The sequence below is a fragment of the Mesorhizobium sp. BHbdii genome (assembly GCF_053848045.1).
Window position 1 is genome coordinate 491,901 of sequence record NZ_JBSPKX010000003.1, and the last position, 20,337, is coordinate 512,237.

Genomic DNA, 20,337 nt, shown 5'->3' on the forward strand with positions numbered 1-20,337 from the left:
TTACTGTGCCGCAACCCGAATGCGATCCTCGTCCAAGCGCCGGTGCTCGGATTCCCGTCTTACCGTTTCGAGATCGGACTGGACCATTTCCTGGACCATTGTGGCTAGGGAGGTTGTTGCCTTCCACCCGAGAACGCGCTCCGCTTTCGAGGGGTCGCCGATCAGAAGCTCTACTTCGGTCGGCCTGAAGTACCGCGGATCCACCTCGACCAGAACAGCGCCGGATCTTGCATCGATGCCTTTTTCGTCGATGCCGGAACCGACCCATTGGATCTCGGTCCCAACTTCGCTGAATGCAAGCTCGACAAAACGGCGGACCGAGTTCTTTACTCCGGTTGCCAGGACATAATCGTCGGGCACGTCCTGCTGAAGGATCCTCCACATGCCCTCGACATAGTCGCGGGCATGACCCCAATCTCGCTCGGCAGACAGATTGCCGAGGTAGAGTTTGTCCTGAAGGCCCAGGCTGATCGCGGCAGCTGCGCGCGTGATCTTACGCGTCACAAATGTCTCGCCGCGCATCGGACTCTCGTGATTGAACAGGATGCCGTTGGAAGCGTGAATGCCATAGGCTTCGCGGTAATTTACCGCAATCCAGTAGGCATAGATCTTTGCTGCCGCATAAGGCGATCGCGGATAGAAGGGCGTCGTCTCCTTTTGAGGGATCTCCTGCACCTTCCCGTAGAGTTCGGATGTCGATGCCTGATAGAAACGCGTCTTTTTTGTCAGGCCGAGCAGCCGGATGGCCTCAAGGAGGCGTAGCGTGCCTATCGCGTCTGCATTCGCCGTATATTCGGCGGTCTCGAAGCTCACCTGAACATGCGATTGTGCTGCGAGATTGTAGATCTCGTCTGGCTGCACTTCCTGGACGATGCGGATGAGGTTCGTGGCATCAGTCATGTCGCCATAATGCAGCGACAGCCTTACGTTCTTTTCGTGTGGATCCTGATAGAGATTGTCGATGCGACCGGTGTTGAACGAGGATGAACGCCGCTTGATTCCGTGGACGTGATAGCCCTTTGCCAGCAGAAGTTCCGCCAGATAGGCGCCATCCTGGCCAGTGATACCGGTTATGAGTGCGATCTTCCTGGTCATTGTGCTTCTCCGGCGATTTCTGGAACGCGATTGTGAGTGTCTGCCAAGCGAATAATATGATCCTCCCGCAATCAGTAAGCCTCTTCGGCTCTACCGAGCACCAAATCCTGTCAGCATGGTTCGGATCGTACGAAACACAATCAGCACGTCGAGCCAAGGCGAAAAATTCTTGATGTAGTAGAAGTCGTAGTGAAGTTTTTCCAGAACGTCGTCCACCGCCGCAACATGGCCCTGATTGACTTGCGCCCATCCGGTAATGCCAGGCCGGACGATGTGCCGATATCGGTAGAATGGCAGCTCAGCCTCATACCATTTCGACAGCACGAGTGCCTCCGGCCGCGGTCCGATCCAGCTCATTTCGCCGCGCAAGATGTTGAGGGCTTGCGGCAACTCATCAATCCTGGATTTTCTCAAGAACTGTCCTAAGCGAGTGATCCGCGTATCGCCGGCCTTTGTGATGGCCTCTTCCTTTTCATCACCAACAGCGGCGCTGAGTTTCATCGTCCGAAATTTGTAAACCTCGTAAATATTTCCTCTGTACCCCATCCTTTTTTGTCTAAACAATGCCGGTCCGGCCGAGTCGAGTCTTATCGCCATCGCCACGAATAAAAACAATGGCGAGAAAACGATAAGGATAAACAGCGCTGAAATCCAATCAATAGCCTGCTTCATCTTTAAATAGGCATGATTTGGATTCAGTGACCCTAGCGTATTTTCTGAAAGATGCTCGATCTCTACCCTACCGGTGAGCGACTCGGTGATTTGCTTGACGTGATAGACCGGCGTTCCCGAGAGGGCGCGATCGGCGATATACCGCTCCCATTCCTCTGAAAGATCGGCTCGCAGATCCGCCACCACACCGCTAGCGTCCTCAACTACCGTCTCAGGCGAATCGACCCGATGCCAGTGCACGCCCGGTATGCTCCCTAGCCTGTCGACATCTCCGCCAGGAATTACCGCCAGTCGATATGAATCGAGCCGTCGCGTGGCAAGGCTCAAGCCAAAATACCACAGTGTCGATTGGATGAAGCTGGCGGCGGCCTGGAACCGACTATAGTCGAATCTGAAGAAGAAGATGGTGACGAACACAAGCCCATAAGTCAGGGCGAAGGTGGGCAGGATGTAGCCAGCCGCCGCGACCCCCGGAAAGTTGCCAATGCGCTTATAGAAAAAGTAACCAGACGTGTGGGCGATAAATGCAGCGAGAATAGTAACCTGCATATTTGTGGATAGGAGAGCTCCTGGACCAAATGCCATACGAATCAAAGCTGGCACGACGATAGCAGCAGTAAGGCCACCTAGTAATTGAAAGCGTATCCGGAACAGAAGATGCCTTCGGTTGGATGGATTACGCGTGGAGGTGTTCAAGTTTGTCAGATCGGTCTCTAATGAGGTTAAACGTCAGAACTGTGAGAGTTCGTATTCATTTCGAACAGGAGGTAAAGTCTCGATCGTACCTATGCTGTCCCTATGCGCCCACGCGGTTGCACGGCGCAGCAGCGGAAGCCTCTCGCTCGACGCAACTTTATGTCATCAATGGCTACCGCACTCCCGGGTGAAACCCGAGAGCCGACTCTGCAGCACTTGCACCGCATGACCCCGCGTCAATTGCGGTTATGCGATCGCGACGAGTTCCCTTGAATCTAGGTCAACAGGGATCTCGCCATTCATGATGGCAACCAGAACCCGGGCCCTTCCGGCCGGATCGAGCCGGTCAAGACGACCGATCATCTCCGCGAAAGGACCTGAAAGAATCCGAACCGAGGCGCCCGCGGTAAGGCCTCCGCTGAAATCAAGCAAGCCGTCCTTGCCGGTCAGGCCAATGAACCGCTCCACCAGCCCCGAGGGGACCGGCAATGGCCGCTCGCCCTGCATGATGAGGGAGCGCACGCCGAACGTTCCATTGACCGAGCGCCACCGCTGCAGCGCGACATCGAGGGCGATGAACATGTAACCTGGAAAATAGGCCGCCGGCCGCGTCTCGATGCGCCGGGCATGACGTGTGGTCTTCTCGCGGCGAGGCACAAACGGGTGAAACCCCTGCATCCGGAGATGTCGTTCGGCGACGTCTTCTTTTCCCGGAAATACGCTGGCGGCATACCAGCGTGCTGCGGTGCCGGCTGCGGGCCGTCGCAACGATTTAACAGCCTTACTCGTTGTTTCTTCCAGGCTAATCACGCGTCTCTTTCGGCAGTTTTCGGCATGGTCAATGTCAAGGGTTACGACAGCGTGAAGGTACCAGCAAGCAGCCATCTCGCGAGAATCAAGGCGATTCGTCTAAAAAAGTCCCGCGAATGATCCATTAACCTTAGCCGTGCCTAATAGATGATCGAGCCGCTTTCTTTTTTGCTATGCGAGAATCGATTTCGGGCAGTTACGTCGATGTGTAGCTGCTTGGTTACGCTGGCTCGCGACGAATCGCTGGCTGTTCTGGTCCTTAATCGGTCGATTTGACCATTGTGTGACCGTATCGTTAGCAAAGTGTTGCGAAGCAGATGCCGACCAATTGGCGCCGGCTTGCGTTGGCGAGAAGTCTCGACAGGCCCTCGCTGAAACAGGGACCATTCCACGCAATCACATCCCTGTGGTTGCCGATCAGTGCCGCGTCCGATCCATCGACCGGAATTCAGGAGCGCTTCAGCAGCGACCAGACGGCTGGCACAAGGCTCGCCGCCAGGCCGACCTTGATCAGGTCGCCGAAGATGAAGGGCACGACGCCGAACTGCCATGACTTTTCCGGGCCGATGAGCAGCGCCAGCCAGGCAAAGCCCATCGCCATCATGACGATTTCGGCAACCAGTATCGCGTTGAAGAGCTTGATCGGATGGCGATCCCAACCGCGATCAGCGGCCCAGCCGACGATCGCCGCCATGACCACGAAGCCAGCAAGATAGCCGCCGGTCGAGCCGAGCATGTAAGCGACGCCGATGCCCTTTTCCGGCGTGCCCTGGAAGACCGGAAGACCCATGGCGCCCTCCGCCATGTAGAGAAGCAGCGTGGCGACGCCGAGGCGCATGCCGAATGCTGCGGCGATCAGAAAGACGGCTAAGGTCTGCATCGAGATGTCGACCGGCCCGAGCAAAACTCTGGTCTTGGCCGACAAGGTCAGCGCCAGCGTTCCAACGATCGCCAGCAAAAGCTGCATTCCTAGGCGGGCCGCGCCCTTTTCAGGCAGAGCGAGAGAAACAAGCGGTGTCGTTGCAATTGCCATGGTCTTCCTCATATCGGACTGCCGCAGATCGCGGCCTTGCGTTTTCCTATATTGGCTTCCGTGTTATGCGGCAATCGGTTTTGCCGTCTCCAGAACAGAGCTGAACGACATTCGCCATGGCGCTGAAATTCGACACAGACTTCGACCCGTCCTACGGCCAGGGCGTGACCATTGCGCCCGACGTGCTTCGGATTACCGCGAACAATCCCAGCCCGTTCACCTTTCACGGCACCAACAGCTACATCGTCGGGCGCAAGACGCTGGCGGTGATCGATCCGGGGCCAGATGACGATGCGCATCTCAAGACACTGCTCGAGGTGATCGGAGACAGGCCGGTCAGCCACATATTCGTCAGCCACACGCATCGCGACCATTCTCCGCTGGCAGCGCGGCTGAAGCAGCACACCGGGGCAATTGTATTGGCCGAAGGTCGGCATCGGCCGGCCAGGCCGCTGCGCATAGGCGAGGTCAATCCGCTCGACGCCAGCGCCGACACCGCCTTTTATCCGGATATCGCGCTTCCCGACGATACGATGGTCAAGGGCGACGGTTGGGCGATCAGAACGGTACTGACGCCGGGTCACGCTGCCAATCACGCGGCTTTTGCGCTGGAAGGAACCGGTATCCTGTTCTCGGCCGATCACGTCATGGGTTGGTCGAGCTCCATCGTTGCGCCGCCGGACGGCGCCATGGCCGACTATATGGCCTCGCTGGATCGGCTGATCGAGCGCGACGACCGCCTGCTGCTGCCCGGCCATGGCGGGCCGGTGACAGCGCCGCGCAGTTTCATGCGCGAGTTGAAGACGCATCGCCGAATGCGCGAACGCGCGATCCTGGAGCGGATCAGAAGCGGCGACCGGACGATCAAGGAGATGGTCGCGGCGATCTACAGAGATACCGACCCGCGCCTGCACGGCGCTGCCGGCCTGTCGGTGCTTGCCCATCTCGAGGATCTGGTGGCTCGCGGCCTGGTGAGCACCGACGGCGACCCGGCGATCGACGGCATTTTTAAGCTGGCTGGCTAAGATCCCGCCACGAACTCGCACTAAAGCGCGTCGCATTTGACCGGCTGACGCGACGCGCTTTAGGTTGTTGTTTTATGCATGTCGTTATCCCAAAACCGCTGCACACTTTGCGCGACATGCATTAGGCTCCTGAAAGCTCAGAACCGGCTGGAACGCTCTTCTGGTTGAGGCGACTTCAGACCCTGGCAAGAGCATTCCGGACTGGCCGGAAGTCGCGCGGCGGTCTCCAGCGCGACCCGCGAGGCTGTCATGGAGAGATTGGGCAGCACGTCCTCCTGCAGCAATTTCTGGCGATTGCGGTCCATATAGTCGTTGAAGCCCGCCGTGACGAACGCACAGGGCACGAAGCAAGCGCCGATCTCGCGCGCCAAGGTGGCCTCAGGAGCGATGGAATGGTTGAGCACATCCGCCCCCATTCCCCGATACGCCAAGGCTTCGGCTGGGGTTGTCAGTCGCGGCCCATAACAATGGGCAGCCACCAACTGCTGTTCGATGCCATGAACGCGGCATTCGGCTGGCCAATGGCGGCGGGCCGTTTCGACCAGAACCGCCGCACATCTGGGACATACGATCTGCTTGCCCGAACAGTCGAAGCTCTGGCGGTCAGGAAGCAGTGAAAACGGGGTCTGCGTCAGTTCGATGATATCGGCGTTCACCACCATGTCGCCGGGCTGGATCGCCTTGTTGACGGCGCCAACGGTCGAGCAGGCGAGAACTTGCCGTACACCCGCTTTCATCAATACCCAGAACGCGCGGCGATGGCAGGAATGGTCGATATGGTCGCGGGGATTGCCGTGCGAATACATGCACAGCGCCCGCTTCGCTCTCCCTTCGGCTGTAATCGAGGCATCGAACTCGAGCAGCTTCCAGTTGTCGGTACGACCGAAAGGCGTTTCAAAACTCATGTCGCGCCGCAACGTGCGCACGCCATCGAATTCGACATCTTCCGGGAAGGCAAGTCCCCAGTTTGCCGATCCGGTGATGATGGCCAACCCTACCTGAGGTATATCAGTTGATTGATCCGCCGGAGCACCGGCTGCGCGATGATTTGTGGGCATGCTTCCAATCTCGGTCAGGATTTTTGGCTCGGTCAGGATTTTTGTCGAAGGGTCACAATCAGGACGACGGCCACGACGATGACGGTCCACAATGTCGAGATCGCCGCAATGGTCGGATCGATCTGATCGCGCAGCGACACGAACATGAGCTTCGGCATCGTGCTGTTGCGACCACTTGCAACGAAGATCGAAATCACAGACTCGTCGAGCGACGTCAGGAAGGCCATCAATGTCGCCGACAACAAGCTGATCCGAAGTTGCGGAACGATTATTCCGCCAATAGCTCTGGCCCAATTCGCACCGAGGCTACGCGCCGCCTGAACCTGGTTCCAGTCAAAGCGAGCCAGGGCGGGCAACAGCACAATGCACGCCACCGGAACGGCCAGCACCACATGTCCGACCAGCACACCGAACAACGTTCCGACCAAACGTTGTGCCGCCAGCACAAAAAAGAGGCCGATCGCAAGCAGGATTCCTGGGGTGATCGAGGGGGTGAGCAGGACGCTCTGGATGATCGCAGCGGTCTTCCCGCCCAGCCGATTCATTGAGATGCAGGCGAGCAGCGCGAAAGGCACCGCGATCAGCGCCGTCAATGTCCCAAGGATCAGGCTCGTCCTCAGTGCAGCCATCCACGTCGCCGAGCCGAAGAAGTTCTCGTACCAGCGCAACGAGTAGGCGTGCGGCGGAAACTCGAGAAGATTCGAAGCCGAGAAGGAAAGCGGCACCACCACGAGCGTCGGCAACATCAGAAATGCCATGACAAGAGCGGCAAAGCTCCAGAGGACAATGCGGGCGAGCCTGTTTTGCGGATAGGCTTCAAGCATGGGCGGAGGCTTCCACCGTGTTCTGGGCCAGCAGGCGGCGTGCCGCCAGCAGCATCACACCGATCAGCGCCATGAGAACGAGGAGCAGAATGCCAAGGACGCTCGCCGACCCCCAATCCTGAAAGGTCGATAGCGTACGCTCGATCCGGGTAGAGAGAGGATTTACCTTGCCGCCGCCAAGCACTGCCGGCGTGATGAAAAAACCTATGGAATAGATGAGGACGATGATCGAACCCGAGAAGATGCCGCCGGCCGAAAGTGGCATTATGACGGTGCGGATGACCTGCCCGAGTGTGGCTCCCATGCTCGCTGCCGCGCGAATGAGGTTTGGGTCGATATCGCGCATCGCGGCATAAACCGGCAGCAGAAAAAGCGGCAGCATGTAGTGAACCATGCCGATGAGCGTTCCGGTGAAGTTATAGACCAGCGGCAAAGGCTCCGCTGTCAGGCCCGAACCAGTCAAAGCCGCGTTGATCAGGCCATCACGCCGCAAGAGCACGAGCCAGCCATAGGTGCGCACCAGGATAGCGGTCCACAATGGCAGCATGACGAAGGCCATCAGTACGTTGGCCACCCTTGGTCTGGCGCTGGCCAAAGCGAGTGCCAGCGGGGTGCCTAGAAGAATGCAGATCGCCAGCGTACCGAGGGACAGTTCAAGGGTTGTGACGAGCGCCGACCATGTCAGTCCGCTCGAAAGTACCTTCGCGTAGTTGCCGACAGTGTACTCACCCCCTGTGGTCAGGAAAGATTGCCGGATGATCCAAAGGATGGGCAGTATCGCCGCCAGTCCAACGATGAACAGCGCCGGGAGCGAAAGCGAAAGAAAAAACCGCCGCTCGCGGCGCGCATCCGCCACGAGCGCTGGATCCGGAGTGACGGTCACGCCATCGCTCCCGGTATCGCGTGAACCTTCGCCGCTGGTGCATATGCGGTCATCCGCTGACCGGCGGCAAGCTCGGCGCAGCCGCTGGCCAGCGCTGCCGGAATGCAGACAAGAACCTCTTGCCCACCGTCGAGCGCCAGCGTCAAAAGCCAGTTCTCGCCGCGGAACGCTTTGGCGCGCAGTATTCCTTCGAGAGCCACTCCGTCTTCCCCGACGAGCTTCGCATCAAGATGGAAGCTTTCGGCGCGAATCATCAGAGTTTCGCGTGACGCTTCGGCGCCGTCGATCCTGCGCACCGAGCCTGGCGCCACAATGTTAGCCTCGCCCATGAACTCCGCGACGAAGCGGGTCGATGGACGATCATAGATCCGCTGCGGCGTATCGATCTGCTGGATGCGGCCGGAGTTCATCACCGCAATCCGGTCAGACATAATCAGCGCTTCGCGCTGATCGTGGGTCACGTAGATTGTGGTGATCGCCAGATCATCGTGCAGGCGCCGGATCTCATACTGCATGGTTTCGCGCAGATTCTTGTCAAGCGCCGACAGCGGCTCGTCCATCAGCATCACGCGCGGTTCGAAGACGATTGCCCGCGCCAATGCCACCCGTTGGCGCTGGCCGCCGGACAGTGCGGCAACATTGCGCTCCGCCAGACCATCCAGCTTCACGCGGGCCAAGGCGGCAAGCGCCCGCTGACGCGCCTCCGCTCCGGGCGTCTTGCGCAGCGCCAGTGGATACGCGACATTCGCCAGGACATTCATGTGGGGAAACAAAGCGTAATTCTGGAACACTATGCCGATGTCCCGTTTGTTGGGCGCCAGGCGAGTGATGTCCCGATCGCCCAACAAGAGTTTACCGGAATCCGGCCGGACAAAACCGGCCAGAGCCATCAGTAACGTGGTCTTGCCCGATCCCGATGGCCCGAGCAGCGTGAGGAATTCGCCAGCTTGAATGTCGAGCGAAACATCATCCAGTGCGATGTAGGACCCGTAAGCCCTGCTGACGCTGTCGATGGTGATCGGGAGCGACTTCATCATCTGCTCCAGCCTTGCAGCTGAGACTCAGCGGCTCATCATCTCATCGAAGGCTTTTTGGGCAGCCTCGCCGTTCTTGACCCACCATTCTGAATTCGAAAACACCGAAGTGCCGGCATTTTCGGGCGCGGTCGCAAGCGTCTTCAGGCGATCCTCGGGAATGAGGCCACCCTCATACGCCGCAGGATTGACCGGGCCATAGGCAATGAAATCGGTCAGCTTCGCAACTCGCGCGGGCTGCGTCATCGCTGCGATGAGCTTCATGGCGGCTTCCTTGTTCGGCGCTCCCTTCGGCACTCCAAGGCAGTCCGTGCCGATGACCGACCCCTTGAACGTGTAGTCAGCCGCGCCGCCATCTGCTTTCACAGTCTCTGCCCGTCCGTTCCAGGTGACGACCAGATCCGCCTCACCGTCTTTCAGCAACTGGGCGGACTGAGCTCCCGAGGTCCACCACACGGCGACATGTGGTTTGATTGCTTCAAGCCGCTTGATGGCGCGCTCCAGACCTTCCGGCGTGCTGAGCACGGAATAGACGTCCGCCGGCGCCACGCCATCGGAGAGAAGCGCGATCTCGATCGAGTCCTGCGCATTGGCGCGCAACGCGCGGCGGCCCGAGAATTTGGCAACGTCCCAGAATTCCGCCCAGGTCTTGGGCGGGTTCTCGCCATAGGTCTTGGTGTTCCAGGACATGACGGTGCCATAGGAATCGAACGGATAGCAGTAGTCGGACTTTGCGCCGTCCGGCACGGATTTGGGATCGATGATCATGTAGTCGAGTGGCTCCAGCAGCGACTGAGCGGCCGCCTGGGCGCCTTCCGGTGAGCCCAGGTGAATGACGTCGGTCGCTACCGCACCCGAAGTGACCTGCATCTTCAACGCGGCCAGGCCGTCGCTCTGGGTCTCCTCGCGGACATCATAGCCGAGCTCTTTTGCAGCCGGGCCCCACATGGCCTCTTTCATGGCGTTGCCATAATCGCCACCTGCGGTCGTGATGGTGACTGTTTGCGCATGGACGGGCAAGGCAGCCGAGATTGCGAATGCTGCAAGGGAAATGCGTAGCCAGGACATAGGTTCTCCTCCCCAACTTTTATCAAATGTTGCTCGAAATGGCCTTTTATTTGTAATCGTAACGTTACGATTGCATCTGAATGCGCTGGAGTCAAGCTGCTTCCTATGGCAGTTTGGATTGACCGGGATGTCGAATCCGGTAACGTTATGGCGGTCAGCAAATCAGCCGGCGCTTTCGCAAATGAAGTCGGGCGAACAATGGCCAATCTAAAGCAGATCGCGGCGGAACTTTCCCTGTCGGTGACCACGGTGTCCCGCGCTCTGAAGGATGGGCCGGAAGTGCAGCCCTCGACCATAGCCCGCGTCAAGGAGGCGGCTAAGCGGGTCGGCTATCTACCAAATCATCATGGTCGTGCGCTCAAAACCGGTCGAACGCTGACGCTGACGGCAATACTCCCGATGGAGACACGAGACCATCTGTCCGATCTGTTGAAGCTTCCTTTGATCGAAGGCATGACGCTGGCGGCGCGGCAAGCCGGGTATAGTCTGTCCATCTATTCCACCACTCCCGACGACGATCCCGTCGAGAGTGTGCAGCGGCAGCTTCAGGCGCGAAGCACGGACGGCCTGATCATCACGCGGTTGGTGTCGGGTGATCCGCGCGTCAAGCTGCTGTTGGACAAACGCATGCCATTCGTCGCGTTTGGAAGAACCGACCTGGATGCCCCGTATCCCTATGTCGATGTCGACAATGAACAGATTGCCTACGAGGCAACCCGACGGCTCATGGATAAGGGCTGTCGACGCATTGCACTGCAACTGCTGGTTCCGGAGGATCAGGCGAGTGCCATGCGTCTTGCCGGGTATGGAAGGGCAATGGCCGAGGCCGGTATTCCGATCGACCAATCGCTGATCGGTCATGGCATGTTCACCATGGAATCGAGCGCAGCCTGGTTCGATCGCTTGCTGGCTTGTTCAGATCCACCGACAGGCTTGGCATGCGCCAACGAACTGGGCCTTCTAGGGGCGCTACACGCTCTTGGCAGAAGAGGCCTTGCGCCGGGGAGCGACGTCCACATTGTCACGCGTGACAGCACGCAGCTGGCACGCTTCCTGCCGGCGAAGATTGGAGTTCATTCCGTGGACATGGCGGGGGTCGGACGCAAACTCATCGAAGTCCTGGAGAGCCGGATCATTAATCCGCTGGGGCCAGTGGAGACAATCTTGCTAAAGGGTGACTTCGACCCTGGCGAGTAGTCTGCTTCACGGCGCAACCGGTCGCCGCAATCCCGCAACCGTCCCGTCGAGCGGAGCACGTACGTTTCGACTGCAGGGGGCCGGCCCAAGTATGCAAGGCGACTGGCGAGACAAGTCGAATAGTCTCCGGCAACCCGTGATTGTATTAGCCGCGTTTCTGTGGCGCCGAGCGATACCGCTTGGCTGCAAGATGCTCTGGACATCACTCGACCGGGGCCGTGCCGACCTGACCGGCGACTTCCTGATCCAGCTCGGCGAGGAAATCCACGATGCGGGCCGCATTGTCGCCAAGGTCGTAGCGGCCGTAACGCGAGGCCGAACGCATGTCGACGATGACCGTATCGCCATCGTCGGTCACACGGATGGCGACGTCGGCGGGAAGGCTGAGGATGAAGCTCTTGGCCAGGGCGCTGATCGTCACCTCGCTTTGCCCGATCGCACGGGGAAACGGCGCCGTTAGCTGCCAATCCCGACGATCGAGCACGGTTTCGACTGCTTCCAGAACCCGATCGAAAGGCAGGTTGTAGCTGCGTCCGGTGACAAGCGGATAGGTCTCGGTCTGCAGGCGCTGCTCGCCCGGGGTCGGTGGCGAAAGCGCGTTCATATCCCCGGTCCGGGTGCTGGTGTCGAGCACCGGCGGATCGTCGAAATCAGTCGAGATGTCCCTGAGTGGCGGAGAAGTCGCTGCCCAGTAGGCAGCGATACCAAAGGGAGCAAGCACCATCAGTGCCAGCACCGTGCCGACGGTGAGATCGCGACCGCCACGGTCGCCGAAATTCCACAGTCTCGAAAAGGCAAATCCGGCGAACAACAGCGCAAAGGCGGCAAGCAGCGCGACAATACCGAGCACCCAAAGGAAGGCCGGCGTTTCAACAAGCTCATATCGGTGGCCGACGAGGACGGTCAGGAGCAGGACCGCCGAAAAAGCGCCTGTCCGCCGCGACCAGCCGGCCGCCTTCGACGTCTGTCGCTCGGGAATGTCCATTGTTTTCTGCACTGCTCCACCCGAACGAGCGTTTAGCGCCGTTTAGCGGCGGCTGGAAGGAGAAAGACAGCATCTCAGTCAATCCGTTGGCAGACGATAGTCCCTGAATTGCTGGCGCAAGGTGGTCTTCTGGATCTTGCCGGTGGCGGTGTGGGGAATTTCGTCGACAAAGGCGACGTCATCCGGCATCCACCACTTCGCCACCTTGCCATCCATGAAAGCGAGGATATCTATCTTGGTCGGCTCCCGGCCGGGCTTGCGGACGACGACAAGCAACGGCCGTTCGCCCCATTTCGAATGCTGGATGCCGATGGCGGCCGCCTCCGCCACATCCGGATGACCGACCGCGAGATTCTCGAGCTCGATGGTCGATATCCATTCGCCGCCCGACTTGATGACGTCCTTGGCGCGATCGGTGATCTGCATGTAGCCGCTCGGGTCGATATGGGCGACATCACCGGTATCGAACCAGCCTTCTTCATCGAACTGTTCGGATCCGATGCCGCCATAGTAGGCGCGCGCAACAGCCGGCCCGCGGACCTTCAAGCGTCCGAATGTCTTGCCGTCCCATGGCAGCGCGTTGTTCTCGTCGTCGGTCACCTTCATTTCGACGCCGAAGGGCGGATAGCCCTGCTTGCTCTGGACGTCGAGCCGGGCTTCGCCTTCAAGCCCGGCATAGCCCGGCTTCATTGTACACAGGGTGCCGAGCGGCGACATTTCGGTCATGCCCCATGCATGGATGACCTCAACATCGTAATTGTCCTGGAACTTCGTTGTGATCGCACGCGGGCAGGACGAGCCGCCGATGACGACCTTCTTCAGATAGGGAAGTCGTTTGCCGGTCTCCTCCAGATGCTGAAGCAGCATCAGCCACACTGTCGGCACCGCGGCGCTGAACGTCACCCTTTCGGTGTCGAGCAACTCATAGATCGAGACGCCGTCCATCTTGCAGCCAGGCATGACCAGCTTGGCGCCGATCATCGGCGCGCTCTGGCCAAGACCCCAGGCGTTGGCGTGGAACATCGGCACGACCGGCAGTATTGTGTCGCGCGACGAGAGCCCCATCGCGTCGGGCATCGCGGCGATCATGGCGTGCAGCACGTTCGAGCGATGGCTGTAGAGGACGCCTTTCGGATCGCCTGTCGTGCCCGAGGTGTAGCACATGCCGGCGGCGGTGTTTTCATCGAACGTCTTCCAGGTGAAGGCACCGTCGGCTTCGCCAAGCCATTCCTCATAGGCAACGACGTTCGGCAGCACCGTTTGCGGCATGTGCGCCTTGTCGGTCAGCACGATCACCTGCTTCAGCGATTTGACCGCGCCGGCGATCTTTTCAAGCAGCGGCATGAATGTCAGATCGACGAAGATCGCCTTGTCTTCGGCATTGTTCATGATCCAGACGATCTGCTCGGGAAACAGGCGCGGATTGAGCGTGTGATAGATCGCGCCGACACCCATGATGCCGTACCAGGCTTCGATGTGGCGCGCCGTATTCCAGGCCAAAGTGGCGATGCGGTCGCCAAGCCCAAAGCCATCACGCTCGAGCCGCTCAGCGACCCGCAGGGCGCGGCGATGAATTTCGGCGTAAGTGGTCCGGACGATAGGGCCCTCGATCGAGCGCGACACGATCTCGCGTTCGCCGTGCTGCCTGGCTGCGTTGTCGATGAGCTTGTGGCAAAGCAGCGGCCATTCCTGCATCAGTCCGAGCATTCTTTCCTCCCATTGGTTTTTCGTTCCATTGTGGGACGAACAAGCATATTGTCCAGCCATGACCGGGCAGAAGCAGCGCATTGGTCGAAAAGACAGGGAAAACCGCCACAATCCGGCCATCGTCGGCGTTAACTTTGATTAATTGGGCAGGGGTGCGATTGGCGAATGAAAGAGGTTCGCATGGACGCGCAGCTCGAAGACAAAACTCTCGAAGATACGCTCGCCGAAAGCCTGGCCGATCTGGTGCCGGACGCCAAAACCGTTTCCGAAGACGAATTCGTCGAAGTTGTCGGCGGCGCGCTTGAGGCGGTCGGCGGCACGCTGCTGTTCAAGATGTGCGTTCAGAACGAAGGCGAAGGCCAGCACGTCGCCGCGGCTTGCGTCGGCGATGGCGGCAACCGCCAGTTCCTGCTTCTTACCTTGCCGACCGGCGGTGGTGCACTCAAGGTCGAAACCGCGTCGAGAAGCACCAATCCGGTTGCCGGTATCGCCGCCGCCTATGCCGGGCTGTTGGATGCGTTTCAGGCTGCCGCCTGATCGGTCAACGGCAAAGGTCGTTTTGACGAGAGATCTGCCAACGCCGAAGGCGATGGTTTTTGAGTCTCGTATTCGACGGCGGTCTTGCGCGGCGCGCACGCCCGACACACCTTAAAGTGCGTCGCGTCAAAAGGACTTCACGCGACGCGCTTTAAGTTCTTATTTTTATTCCTGTCATTATCCCAAAACCGCTGCGCACTTTTGGGCGACATGCATTAGGTCGTGCAAGGAGAACCCGTCATGGACCAGATCGCCAATCCGTCACCCGGCTTTCAAAGCAACCCGGGTAAAGTGATCACTGTCGAGCCCTACATCGGAACTGTGACCGTACGCGCCGGCGACGCGGTCATCGCCTCGTCCAAGAGGGCCAAGGTGTTGACCGAATCCCCCTACCCCCGGGTCCTCTACATTCCATTCGAAGACATCGATTTCGACCAGCTTCGCAAGACGGAATTGTCGACTCATTGCCCATACAAGGGCGATGCGAGCTATTGGAGCGTGCTGCCTGCCGCGGAAGCAGGCAAGGATGCGATGTGGGCCTATGAGCAGCCTTTCGACGAGATGATCGAAATCCGCGATCACGGCGCGTTCTATCCCAACAAGGTGATGATCGAAGCCAAACCAGCCTGAGCGGGGACGGCTCGAGACCTGTCCTTACCGATCATCCGGTGGAACGGTCACGGCCAGCGTCGTGCCCTTTACGCGCGACCGTTCTTTGCAGCCTGTACCGCCGCCTGCGCGGCAGCCAGCCTGGCGATAGGCACGCGGTAGGGCGAGCACGACACGTAATCGAGGCCGACCTCCTCGCAGAAATGGATCGATGCCGGATCGCCGCCATGTTCGCCGCAAATGCCGAGCTTGATCTCCGGCCGCGTCGCCCTGCCTTTTTCGGCTGCCATCCGCACCAGTTCGCCGACGCCCTCAATGTCGAGCGACACGAACGGATCCTGCTCGATGACGCCCTTCTGGCGATAGGTCTCCAGGAAAGAGGCCGCATCGTCGCGTGAGATGCCGAAGGTGGTCTGGGTCAGATCGTTAGTGCCGAAAGAGAAGAATTCGGCCGCCTCGGCAATGACATGGGCGCGGAGCGCGGCGCGCGGCAGTTCGATCATCGTGCCGGTAAGATAATCGATCTTGACGCCGGTCTCCTCCATTACGCTCTTGGCGACGGCGTCGATCCGCGCCTTGACATAGTCGAGCTCCTTCACCAGACCGACCAGCGGCACCATGATTTCCGGAACCACCAGCGCGCCGGCCTTCCTGCCGGCCTCGACGGCGGCCTCGAAAATGGCGCGCGCCTGCATCTCTGCGATTTCGGGATAGGAAACCGCAAGCCGGCAGCCGCGATGGCCAAGCATCGGGTTGAATTCGTGCAGGGCTTCGGTGCGCTGCCTGAGCTTGTCGGGCGACACCTTCATGGCAGCAGCGACTTCGGCCACCTCTTCCTCGGTCTTGGGCAGGAATTCGTGCAGCGGCGGATCAAGCAAGCGGATCGTCACCGGCAGGCCGGCCATGATCTCGAACAATTCGAGGAAATCCGAGCGCTGCATGGGCAAGAGTTTTGCGAGCGCCGTTCGCCGGCCCTTTTCGGTGTCCGCCAGGATCATCTCGCGCATGGCAACGATACGGTCGCCCTCGAAGAACATGTGCTCGGTGCGGCAAAGTCCGATGCCTTCGGCGCCGAAGGAACGCGCCATGCGCGCGTCGAGCGGCGTCTCGGCGTTGGTGCGCACCTTCATGCGACGCACGGCATCGGCCCATTCCATGATGGCGGCGAAATCGCCCGAGAGTTCCGGCTGCAGCATCGGTACGGCGCCCTTCAGCACCTGGCCGTTACCGCCATCAATGGTAATGATGTCGCCCTTGTGGAACGTCGACCCCATCGCCATCAGCGTGCCGGCTCTGTAGTCGACGCGCAGCGAGCCCGCGCCCGACACACAAGGCTTCCCCATGCCGCGCGCCACCACAGCGGCGTGGCTGGTCATGCCGCCACGCGTGGTCAGGATGCCTTCCGCCGCATGCATACCGTGGATGTCCTCGGGACTGGTCTCGATGCGCACGAGGATCGCCTTGCGGCCTTGCGTCTTAAGCTCCTCGGCGTCGTTGGAGGAAAAGACGATCTCGCCGGTGGCTGCACCCGGAGACGCGGGCAGACCGATGCCGATCACATCGCGCGCCGCCTTCGGATCGATGGTCGGATGCAGCAACTGGTCGAGCGAGGCCGGATCGATGCGGGCGACGGCCTCCTCCTTTGAGATGAGCTTGTCGCGCGCCATGTCGACGGCGATTTTGAGCGCCGCCTTGGCGGTACGCTTGCCGGACCTCGTCTGCAGCATCCACAATTTGCCGCGCTCAATGGTGAATTCGAGATCCTGCATGTCGCGGTAGTGCTTTTCAAGACGGTCGGAGATGGTGACGAAAGACTGGAAGGCTTCCGGCATCAGCTTCTGCAGCGACGGCTTGTCGGAGCCGGCGGCAATGCGCGCCGCCTCGGTGATGTTTTGCGGCGTGCGGATGCCGGCGACGACATCCTCGCCCTGCGCATTCACCAGGAACTCGCCATAGAGCATCTTTTCGCCGGTGGAAGGATTGCGGGTGAAGGCGACGCCGGTGGCCGAGGTCTCGCCCATATTGCCGAAGACCATGGCCTGGACGTTGACCGCAGTGCCCCAGCTTTCGGGAATGTCGTGCAGGCGCCGATAGGTGATGGCGCGGTTGTTCATCCAGCTCGAAAACACGGCGCCGATCGCCCCCCAGAGCTGCTCGTGCGGATCTTGCGGAAACGGTTTGCCGAGTTCCTCCTCGACCTTGGCCTTGTAGAGTGCGATCACGCCCTGCCATTCGATGGCCGTCAGTTCGGTATCGAGTTCGTGGCCGAGCCCGCCCTTCTGGTCTTCGAGGATTTCTTCGAACACCTCATGGTCGAGGCCCATTACGACATCGGAATACATCTGAATGAAACGCCGGTAGCTGTCATAGGCAAAGCGCGCATCGCCCGAATCGGCGGCTAGCGCCTCGACCGTCTCGTCGTTCAGACCGAGGTTGAGCACGGTGTCCATCATGCCGGGCATCGAAGCGCGGGCACCGGAACGCACCGACACCAAAAGCAGTTTCGAGGGATCGCCGAAACGGCGCCCGGTCAGCCGGCCGATGTGATCAAGCGCAACCGCGACGTCCGCCTCCAGCGAGGCCGGGTACGTGCGGCCGTTGGCGTAGTAGGCGTTGCAGACCTCGGTGGTGATGGTGAACCCCGGCGGCACGGGCAGACCCAGGCTGCACATTTCGGCCAGATTGGCGCCCTTGCCGCCCAGGAGGTTCCTATCGCCGGCACGGCCTTCCGCAGCGCCGTCGCCAAAGGTGTAGACCCATTTGGTCATGCTTGCTCTCCGGTTGCAGGAGATTGAAAAGATTAACGAAGCCGAAGTTTCGCCGTGTCACATCCGAGCGATATGATGCTGCAGTGCGAAAGGCAAGGCGTCGCCCAAGCCGGCCGGCTTCTACAATCGATTAAGAAAAAGCGATGGCGAAAAGACTTGCGGCCCGGCGGCCATTTGAGTAGAACATAACGGGAACACTGGGTAACACCATGAAACTGACCGGAAAACTCGATTATCTGGAAATGCCGGCAACTGGTGGAACGCTGGATAGGCTCAAGGCTTTCTACAGCGCCGCCTTCTGCTGGCCGTTCACCGACTACGGGCCGACCTATTCGGCCTTTTCGGAAGGTCTTGACGGTGGCTTCCAGGCTGATGCCGGCGAAGCGCCCGCCAAGCCGCTTCCTGTGCTTTATTCCGAGGATTTGGAAGAAACCCTGGGCGCCGTCGAAAATGCCGGCGGCACGATCGTCAAGCCGATTTTGTCATTCCCTGGTGGCAGGCGGTTTCATTTCGTCGATCCGGCCGGCGGCAATGAAATGGCCGTCTGGGGTGAATAGACGCCATCGCCCGACAGCAGACGATGATATGCGAACGCCAATCTGCGGGAACCGGTGGATCAGTCCCGCGCACTTGCTATTCTCGGCATTGAGCTTTCCGTCGGCTCGTCCTATAAGGCCGCGCGCACAGCGGGCATGTTGCCGCTGTTGGGGCGTAGCCAAGTGGTAAGGCATCGGTTTTTGGTACCGACAATCCCAGGTTCGAATCCTGGCGCCCCAGCCAGTCATCTGATAATGAAACCAACAGCTTAGTTCACCTTTAAGACAACCGTGCAATGCAGTTGTCGAGATCAACAATAGTCCTATCATTTCGACAGCGTCTGTAGCTGCCAAAATATAAATCTCATTGCGCCGTTCCCTGCGGTGATTCCAGCGCTCTCTCCGCCAGCGCATCGGCAACGGCCATTCAACTCAGGTCGACTACTTTAGATGCTTGGATCGTCACAACTGACTTGGTGCCACTGATCCATCTGCCGCTCGCGTCTGGCCTACCTGGGCCGAGTTCGGGGCATCCTCAGCCAAGAGCGTGGTCGGCCGCGGTCCAACTGGTGCATGACCGGGGTCACCATAACGCCATGCATAACAATTGAACTCAGAACGGCGAAGCAGACGGTTACCCAAAGAATTGTCGCACCCTCGAATTCAGCCTGCCCAAGTGCAAATGCGAGGTAGTAGAACGATCCAAGGCCGCGTATTCCAAAAAAAGCAATCACGGCCTTTTCGCGTGATGACGTCTGAAATCCGATTAGCCCAACCCACGCCGCGAGCGGGCGCACAACGAAAAGCACCAAGGCGGTCGTGACGATCACCTGCCAACTCAAGGCGCCAAAAATCGACCCTTCTGCGATGGCTGCCCCAAAGCAGACCAGCAGGACCATCATCAGCAATCGCTCAATCTGCTCCGCGAAGTCGTGCAAGTTCTCATGGTACCGGTGCTGCCGCTCGACGGAGCGTAGCGCAACGGCCGCGACGAACACCGCAAGGAAGCCGTAGCCGTGAAGCATTTCGGTCGAGCCGTACGCAAGGCAAGTGATACCGAGCGCAACGAAGCCGTCTCTCGTCTCTGACAAACTCGACCGTTTTGGCAGATGAAACGTAAGGTAGCCCATAACTTTTCCGCCCAGCCATCCGATGCCAACGCCTGCGGCGATCTTCCAGAGAACGTCAACGGCGAGCCAGCGTGAGAAGAAAGGCTCGCCGGACGCACTGGACAGCGCAATTGCGATGGCGAGATAGACGAACGGAAACGCCGCTCCATCATTGAGCCCGGCCTCGGAGGTGAGAGCAAAACGCACATCATCCTCCTTGCCGGATTGCGGTGGACCAACCTGTATGTCGCTTGCCAGAACAGGATCAGTAGGCGCGAGAGCAGCCCCAAGCAGAAGTGCGGCAGCAAGGCCAAGCCCGAGAATTGACCAGCCGAGAAATGCAATTCCTGCGATCGTCAGAGGCATGGCGATGCCGAGAAGGCGCCATGACGGCTCCCAACCCCGCCAACTCACCGGCCGGTCCAGCTTCAGGCCTGCCCCCATCAGGGCGACGATGATAACCAACTCTGTGAGGCGCTCGGTTAGTATCCGGTTCTCGAGTGGGTTCACCCCTACGATCGGAGAGAATGGCGACCAAACCAAAAGAACCCCGATCCCGATGCAAACCATTGGCAGCGAAAGCGGAAGCTTCCTGAGAAACATGGGTAGCCAGGCCGTGAGGAGCACGATTGCTCCAAAAACCGCCAAGAGGAGGGCGTCCGACTGCATGTGGACTTAGACCGGTGAGCGC

18 protein-coding genes and 1 tRNA gene are annotated in these 20,337 nt (G+C 59.6%); 6 read left to right on the forward strand and 13 right to left on the reverse strand.

What is annotated here, in order from left to right:
* The 4 genes from gmd to ACWTU8_RS19195 all read right to left on the reverse strand — a co-directional run bounded on the left by gmd (position 1) and on the right by ACWTU8_RS19195 (position 4,306).
* A complete protein-coding gene (gene gmd, locus ACWTU8_RS19180; protein WP_455849403.1) occupies positions 1-1,095 on the reverse strand; it encodes a GDP-mannose 4,6-dehydratase in 1,095 nt (364 codons plus the stop codon).
* 90 nt (positions 1,096-1,185) lie between these two features.
* Positions 1,186-2,463: a sugar transferase gene (locus ACWTU8_RS19185; RefSeq protein WP_455849404.1), complete on the reverse strand. Its 1,278-nt coding sequence runs from the start codon at positions 2,461-2,463 to the stop codon at positions 1,186-1,188.
* Positions 2,464-2,709: 246 nt separating this feature from the next.
* Positions 2,710-3,273 (reverse strand): transcription termination/antitermination protein NusG, encoded by a 564-nt coding sequence (gene nusG / locus ACWTU8_RS19190; protein WP_455849405.1) that lies wholly within the window; start codon positions 3,271-3,273, stop codon positions 2,710-2,712.
* A 448-nt stretch (positions 3,274-3,721) separates the two neighbouring features.
* A complete protein-coding gene (locus tag ACWTU8_RS19195) occupies positions 3,722-4,306 on the reverse strand; it encodes a biotin transporter BioY (RefSeq protein ID WP_455849406.1) in 585 nt (194 codons plus the stop codon).
* A 116-nt stretch (positions 4,307-4,422) separates the two neighbouring features.
* On the opposite strand from ACWTU8_RS19195, the gene ACWTU8_RS19200 reads away from it, so the two are divergent.
* Positions 4,423-5,331: an MBL fold metallo-hydrolase gene (locus tag ACWTU8_RS19200; protein ID WP_455849407.1), complete on the forward strand. Its 909-nt coding sequence runs from the start codon at positions 4,423-4,425 to the stop codon at positions 5,329-5,331.
* Between the two features lie 137 nt (positions 5,332-5,468).
* Here ACWTU8_RS19200 and ACWTU8_RS19205 read toward each other — a convergent pair whose 3' ends face one another.
* Genes ACWTU8_RS19205 through ACWTU8_RS19225 form a run of 5 tightly spaced genes read right to left on the reverse strand, consistent with a single transcriptional unit; the run spans position 5,469 to position 10,198 of the window.
* Positions 5,469-6,389: a phosphorylase family protein gene (locus tag ACWTU8_RS19205; RefSeq protein ID WP_455849622.1), complete on the reverse strand. Its 921-nt coding sequence runs from the start codon at positions 6,387-6,389 to the stop codon at positions 5,469-5,471.
* 32 nt (positions 6,390-6,421) lie between these two features.
* Positions 6,422-7,213 (reverse strand): ABC transporter permease, encoded by a 792-nt coding sequence (locus tag ACWTU8_RS19210; RefSeq protein WP_455849408.1) that lies wholly within the window; start codon positions 7,211-7,213, stop codon positions 6,422-6,424.
* A complete protein-coding gene (locus tag ACWTU8_RS19215) occupies positions 7,206-8,096 on the reverse strand; it encodes an ABC transporter permease (protein ID WP_095518329.1) in 891 nt (296 codons plus the stop codon). The genes ACWTU8_RS19210 and ACWTU8_RS19215 overlap by 8 nt, the downstream gene beginning before the upstream one ends.
* On the reverse strand, positions 8,093-9,130 hold the full coding sequence (locus ACWTU8_RS19220; protein WP_455849623.1) for an ABC transporter ATP-binding protein: 1,038 nt from the start codon (positions 9,128-9,130) through the stop codon (positions 8,093-8,095). The genes ACWTU8_RS19215 and ACWTU8_RS19220 overlap by 4 nt, the downstream gene beginning before the upstream one ends.
* Before the next feature lie 27 nt (positions 9,131-9,157).
* Entirely contained in the window at positions 9,158-10,198 is a 1,041-nt protein-coding gene (locus ACWTU8_RS19225) for an ABC transporter substrate-binding protein (RefSeq protein WP_455839146.1), read from the reverse strand.
* A 105-nt stretch (positions 10,199-10,303) separates the two neighbouring features.
* On the opposite strand from ACWTU8_RS19225, the gene ACWTU8_RS19230 reads away from it, so the two are divergent.
* Positions 10,304-11,395, forward strand: a complete 1,092-nt coding sequence (locus ACWTU8_RS19230; RefSeq protein WP_455839145.1) for a LacI family DNA-binding transcriptional regulator — start codon at positions 10,304-10,306, stop codon at positions 11,393-11,395.
* Between the two features lie 202 nt (positions 11,396-11,597).
* On the opposite strand, the gene ACWTU8_RS19235 is transcribed toward ACWTU8_RS19230, so the two are convergent.
* Positions 11,598-12,380, reverse strand: a complete 783-nt coding sequence (locus ACWTU8_RS19235; RefSeq protein WP_455849409.1) for a DUF1499 domain-containing protein — start codon at positions 12,378-12,380, stop codon at positions 11,598-11,600.
* Between the two features lie 78 nt (positions 12,381-12,458).
* Positions 12,459-14,087 (reverse strand): fatty-acid--CoA ligase, encoded by a 1,629-nt coding sequence (locus tag ACWTU8_RS19240; protein ID WP_455849410.1) that lies wholly within the window; start codon positions 14,085-14,087, stop codon positions 12,459-12,461.
* Positions 14,088-14,267: 180 nt separating this feature from the next.
* On the opposite strand from ACWTU8_RS19240, the gene ACWTU8_RS19245 reads away from it, so the two are divergent.
* Both ACWTU8_RS19245 and ACWTU8_RS19250 read left to right on the forward strand, forming a co-directional pair.
* A complete protein-coding gene (locus tag ACWTU8_RS19245; RefSeq protein WP_095518426.1) occupies positions 14,268-14,624 on the forward strand; it encodes a hypothetical protein in 357 nt (118 codons plus the stop codon).
* Positions 14,625-14,864: 240 nt separating this feature from the next.
* Positions 14,865-15,254, forward strand: a complete 390-nt coding sequence (locus ACWTU8_RS19250) for a DUF427 domain-containing protein (RefSeq protein ID WP_455849411.1) — start codon at positions 14,865-14,867, stop codon at positions 15,252-15,254.
* 68 nt (positions 15,255-15,322) lie between these two features.
* Here the strand turns inward: ACWTU8_RS19250 and ppdK are convergent, their stop codons facing one another.
* Positions 15,323-18,001: a pyruvate, phosphate dikinase gene (ppdK, locus tag ACWTU8_RS19255; protein ID WP_455849412.1), complete on the reverse strand. Its 2,679-nt coding sequence runs from the start codon at positions 17,999-18,001 to the stop codon at positions 15,323-15,325.
* Between the two features lie 209 nt (positions 18,002-18,210).
* On the opposite strand from ppdK, the gene ACWTU8_RS19260 reads away from it, so the two are divergent.
* Positions 18,211-18,558, forward strand: coding sequence for a VOC family protein (locus tag ACWTU8_RS19260; protein ID WP_455849413.1), 348 nt, complete (start codon positions 18,211-18,213; stop codon positions 18,556-18,558).
* Between the two features lie 148 nt (positions 18,559-18,706).
* Positions 18,707-18,781 (forward strand) — tRNA-Gln (locus ACWTU8_RS19265).
* A gap of 265 nt (positions 18,782-19,046) precedes the next feature.
* On the opposite strand, the gene ACWTU8_RS19270 is transcribed toward ACWTU8_RS19265, so the two are convergent.
* A complete protein-coding gene (locus tag ACWTU8_RS19270; protein WP_455849414.1) occupies positions 19,047-20,315 on the reverse strand; it encodes a cation:proton antiporter in 1,269 nt (422 codons plus the stop codon).
* Between the last annotated feature and the right edge of the window lie 22 nt (positions 20,316-20,337).

Excerpts from the sequence above, each read along its gene's own strand:
- ACWTU8_RS19260 (WP_455849413.1), top strand. The coding sequence starts at position 18,211 with ATGAAACTGACCGGAAAACTCGATTATCTGGAAATGCCGGCAACTGGT.
- ACWTU8_RS19240 (WP_455849410.1), bottom strand. The coding sequence starts at position 14,087 with ATGCTCGGACTGATGCAGGAATGGCCGCTGCTTTGCCACAAGCTCATC.
- ACWTU8_RS19195 (WP_455849406.1), bottom strand. The coding sequence starts at position 4,306 with ATGGCAATTGCAACGACACCGCTTGTTTCTCTCGCTCTGCCTGAAAAG.
- ACWTU8_RS19200 (WP_455849407.1), top strand. The coding sequence starts at position 4,423 with ATGGCGCTGAAATTCGACACAGACTTCGACCCGTCCTACGGCCAGGGC.
- ppdK (WP_455849412.1), bottom strand. The coding sequence starts at position 18,001 with ATGACCAAATGGGTCTACACCTTTGGCGACGGCGCTGCGGAAGGCCGT.
- ACWTU8_RS19225 (WP_455839146.1), bottom strand. The coding sequence starts at position 10,198 with ATGTCCTGGCTACGCATTTCCCTTGCAGCATTCGCAATCTCGGCTGCC.
- ACWTU8_RS19205 (WP_455849622.1), bottom strand. The coding sequence starts at position 6,389 with ATGCCCACAAATCATCGCGCAGCCGGTGCTCCGGCGGATCAATCAACT.
- ACWTU8_RS19245 (WP_095518426.1), top strand. The coding sequence starts at position 14,268 with ATGGACGCGCAGCTCGAAGACAAAACTCTCGAAGATACGCTCGCCGAA.
- ACWTU8_RS19235 (WP_455849409.1), bottom strand. The coding sequence starts at position 12,380 with ATGGACATTCCCGAGCGACAGACGTCGAAGGCGGCCGGCTGGTCGCGG.
- ACWTU8_RS19250 (WP_455849411.1), top strand. The coding sequence starts at position 14,865 with ATGGACCAGATCGCCAATCCGTCACCCGGCTTTCAAAGCAACCCGGGT.
- ACWTU8_RS19230 (WP_455839145.1), top strand. The coding sequence starts at position 10,304 with ATGGCAGTTTGGATTGACCGGGATGTCGAATCCGGTAACGTTATGGCG.
- ACWTU8_RS19220 (WP_455849623.1), bottom strand. The coding sequence starts at position 9,130 with ATGAAGTCGCTCCCGATCACCATCGACAGCGTCAGCAGGGCTTACGGG.
- ACWTU8_RS19210 (WP_455849408.1), bottom strand. The coding sequence starts at position 7,213 with ATGCTTGAAGCCTATCCGCAAAACAGGCTCGCCCGCATTGTCCTCTGG.
- ACWTU8_RS19270 (WP_455849414.1), bottom strand. The coding sequence starts at position 20,315 with ATGCAGTCGGACGCCCTCCTCTTGGCGGTTTTTGGAGCAATCGTGCTC.
- gmd (WP_455849403.1), bottom strand. The coding sequence starts at position 1,095 with ATGACCAGGAAGATCGCACTCATAACCGGTATCACTGGCCAGGATGGC.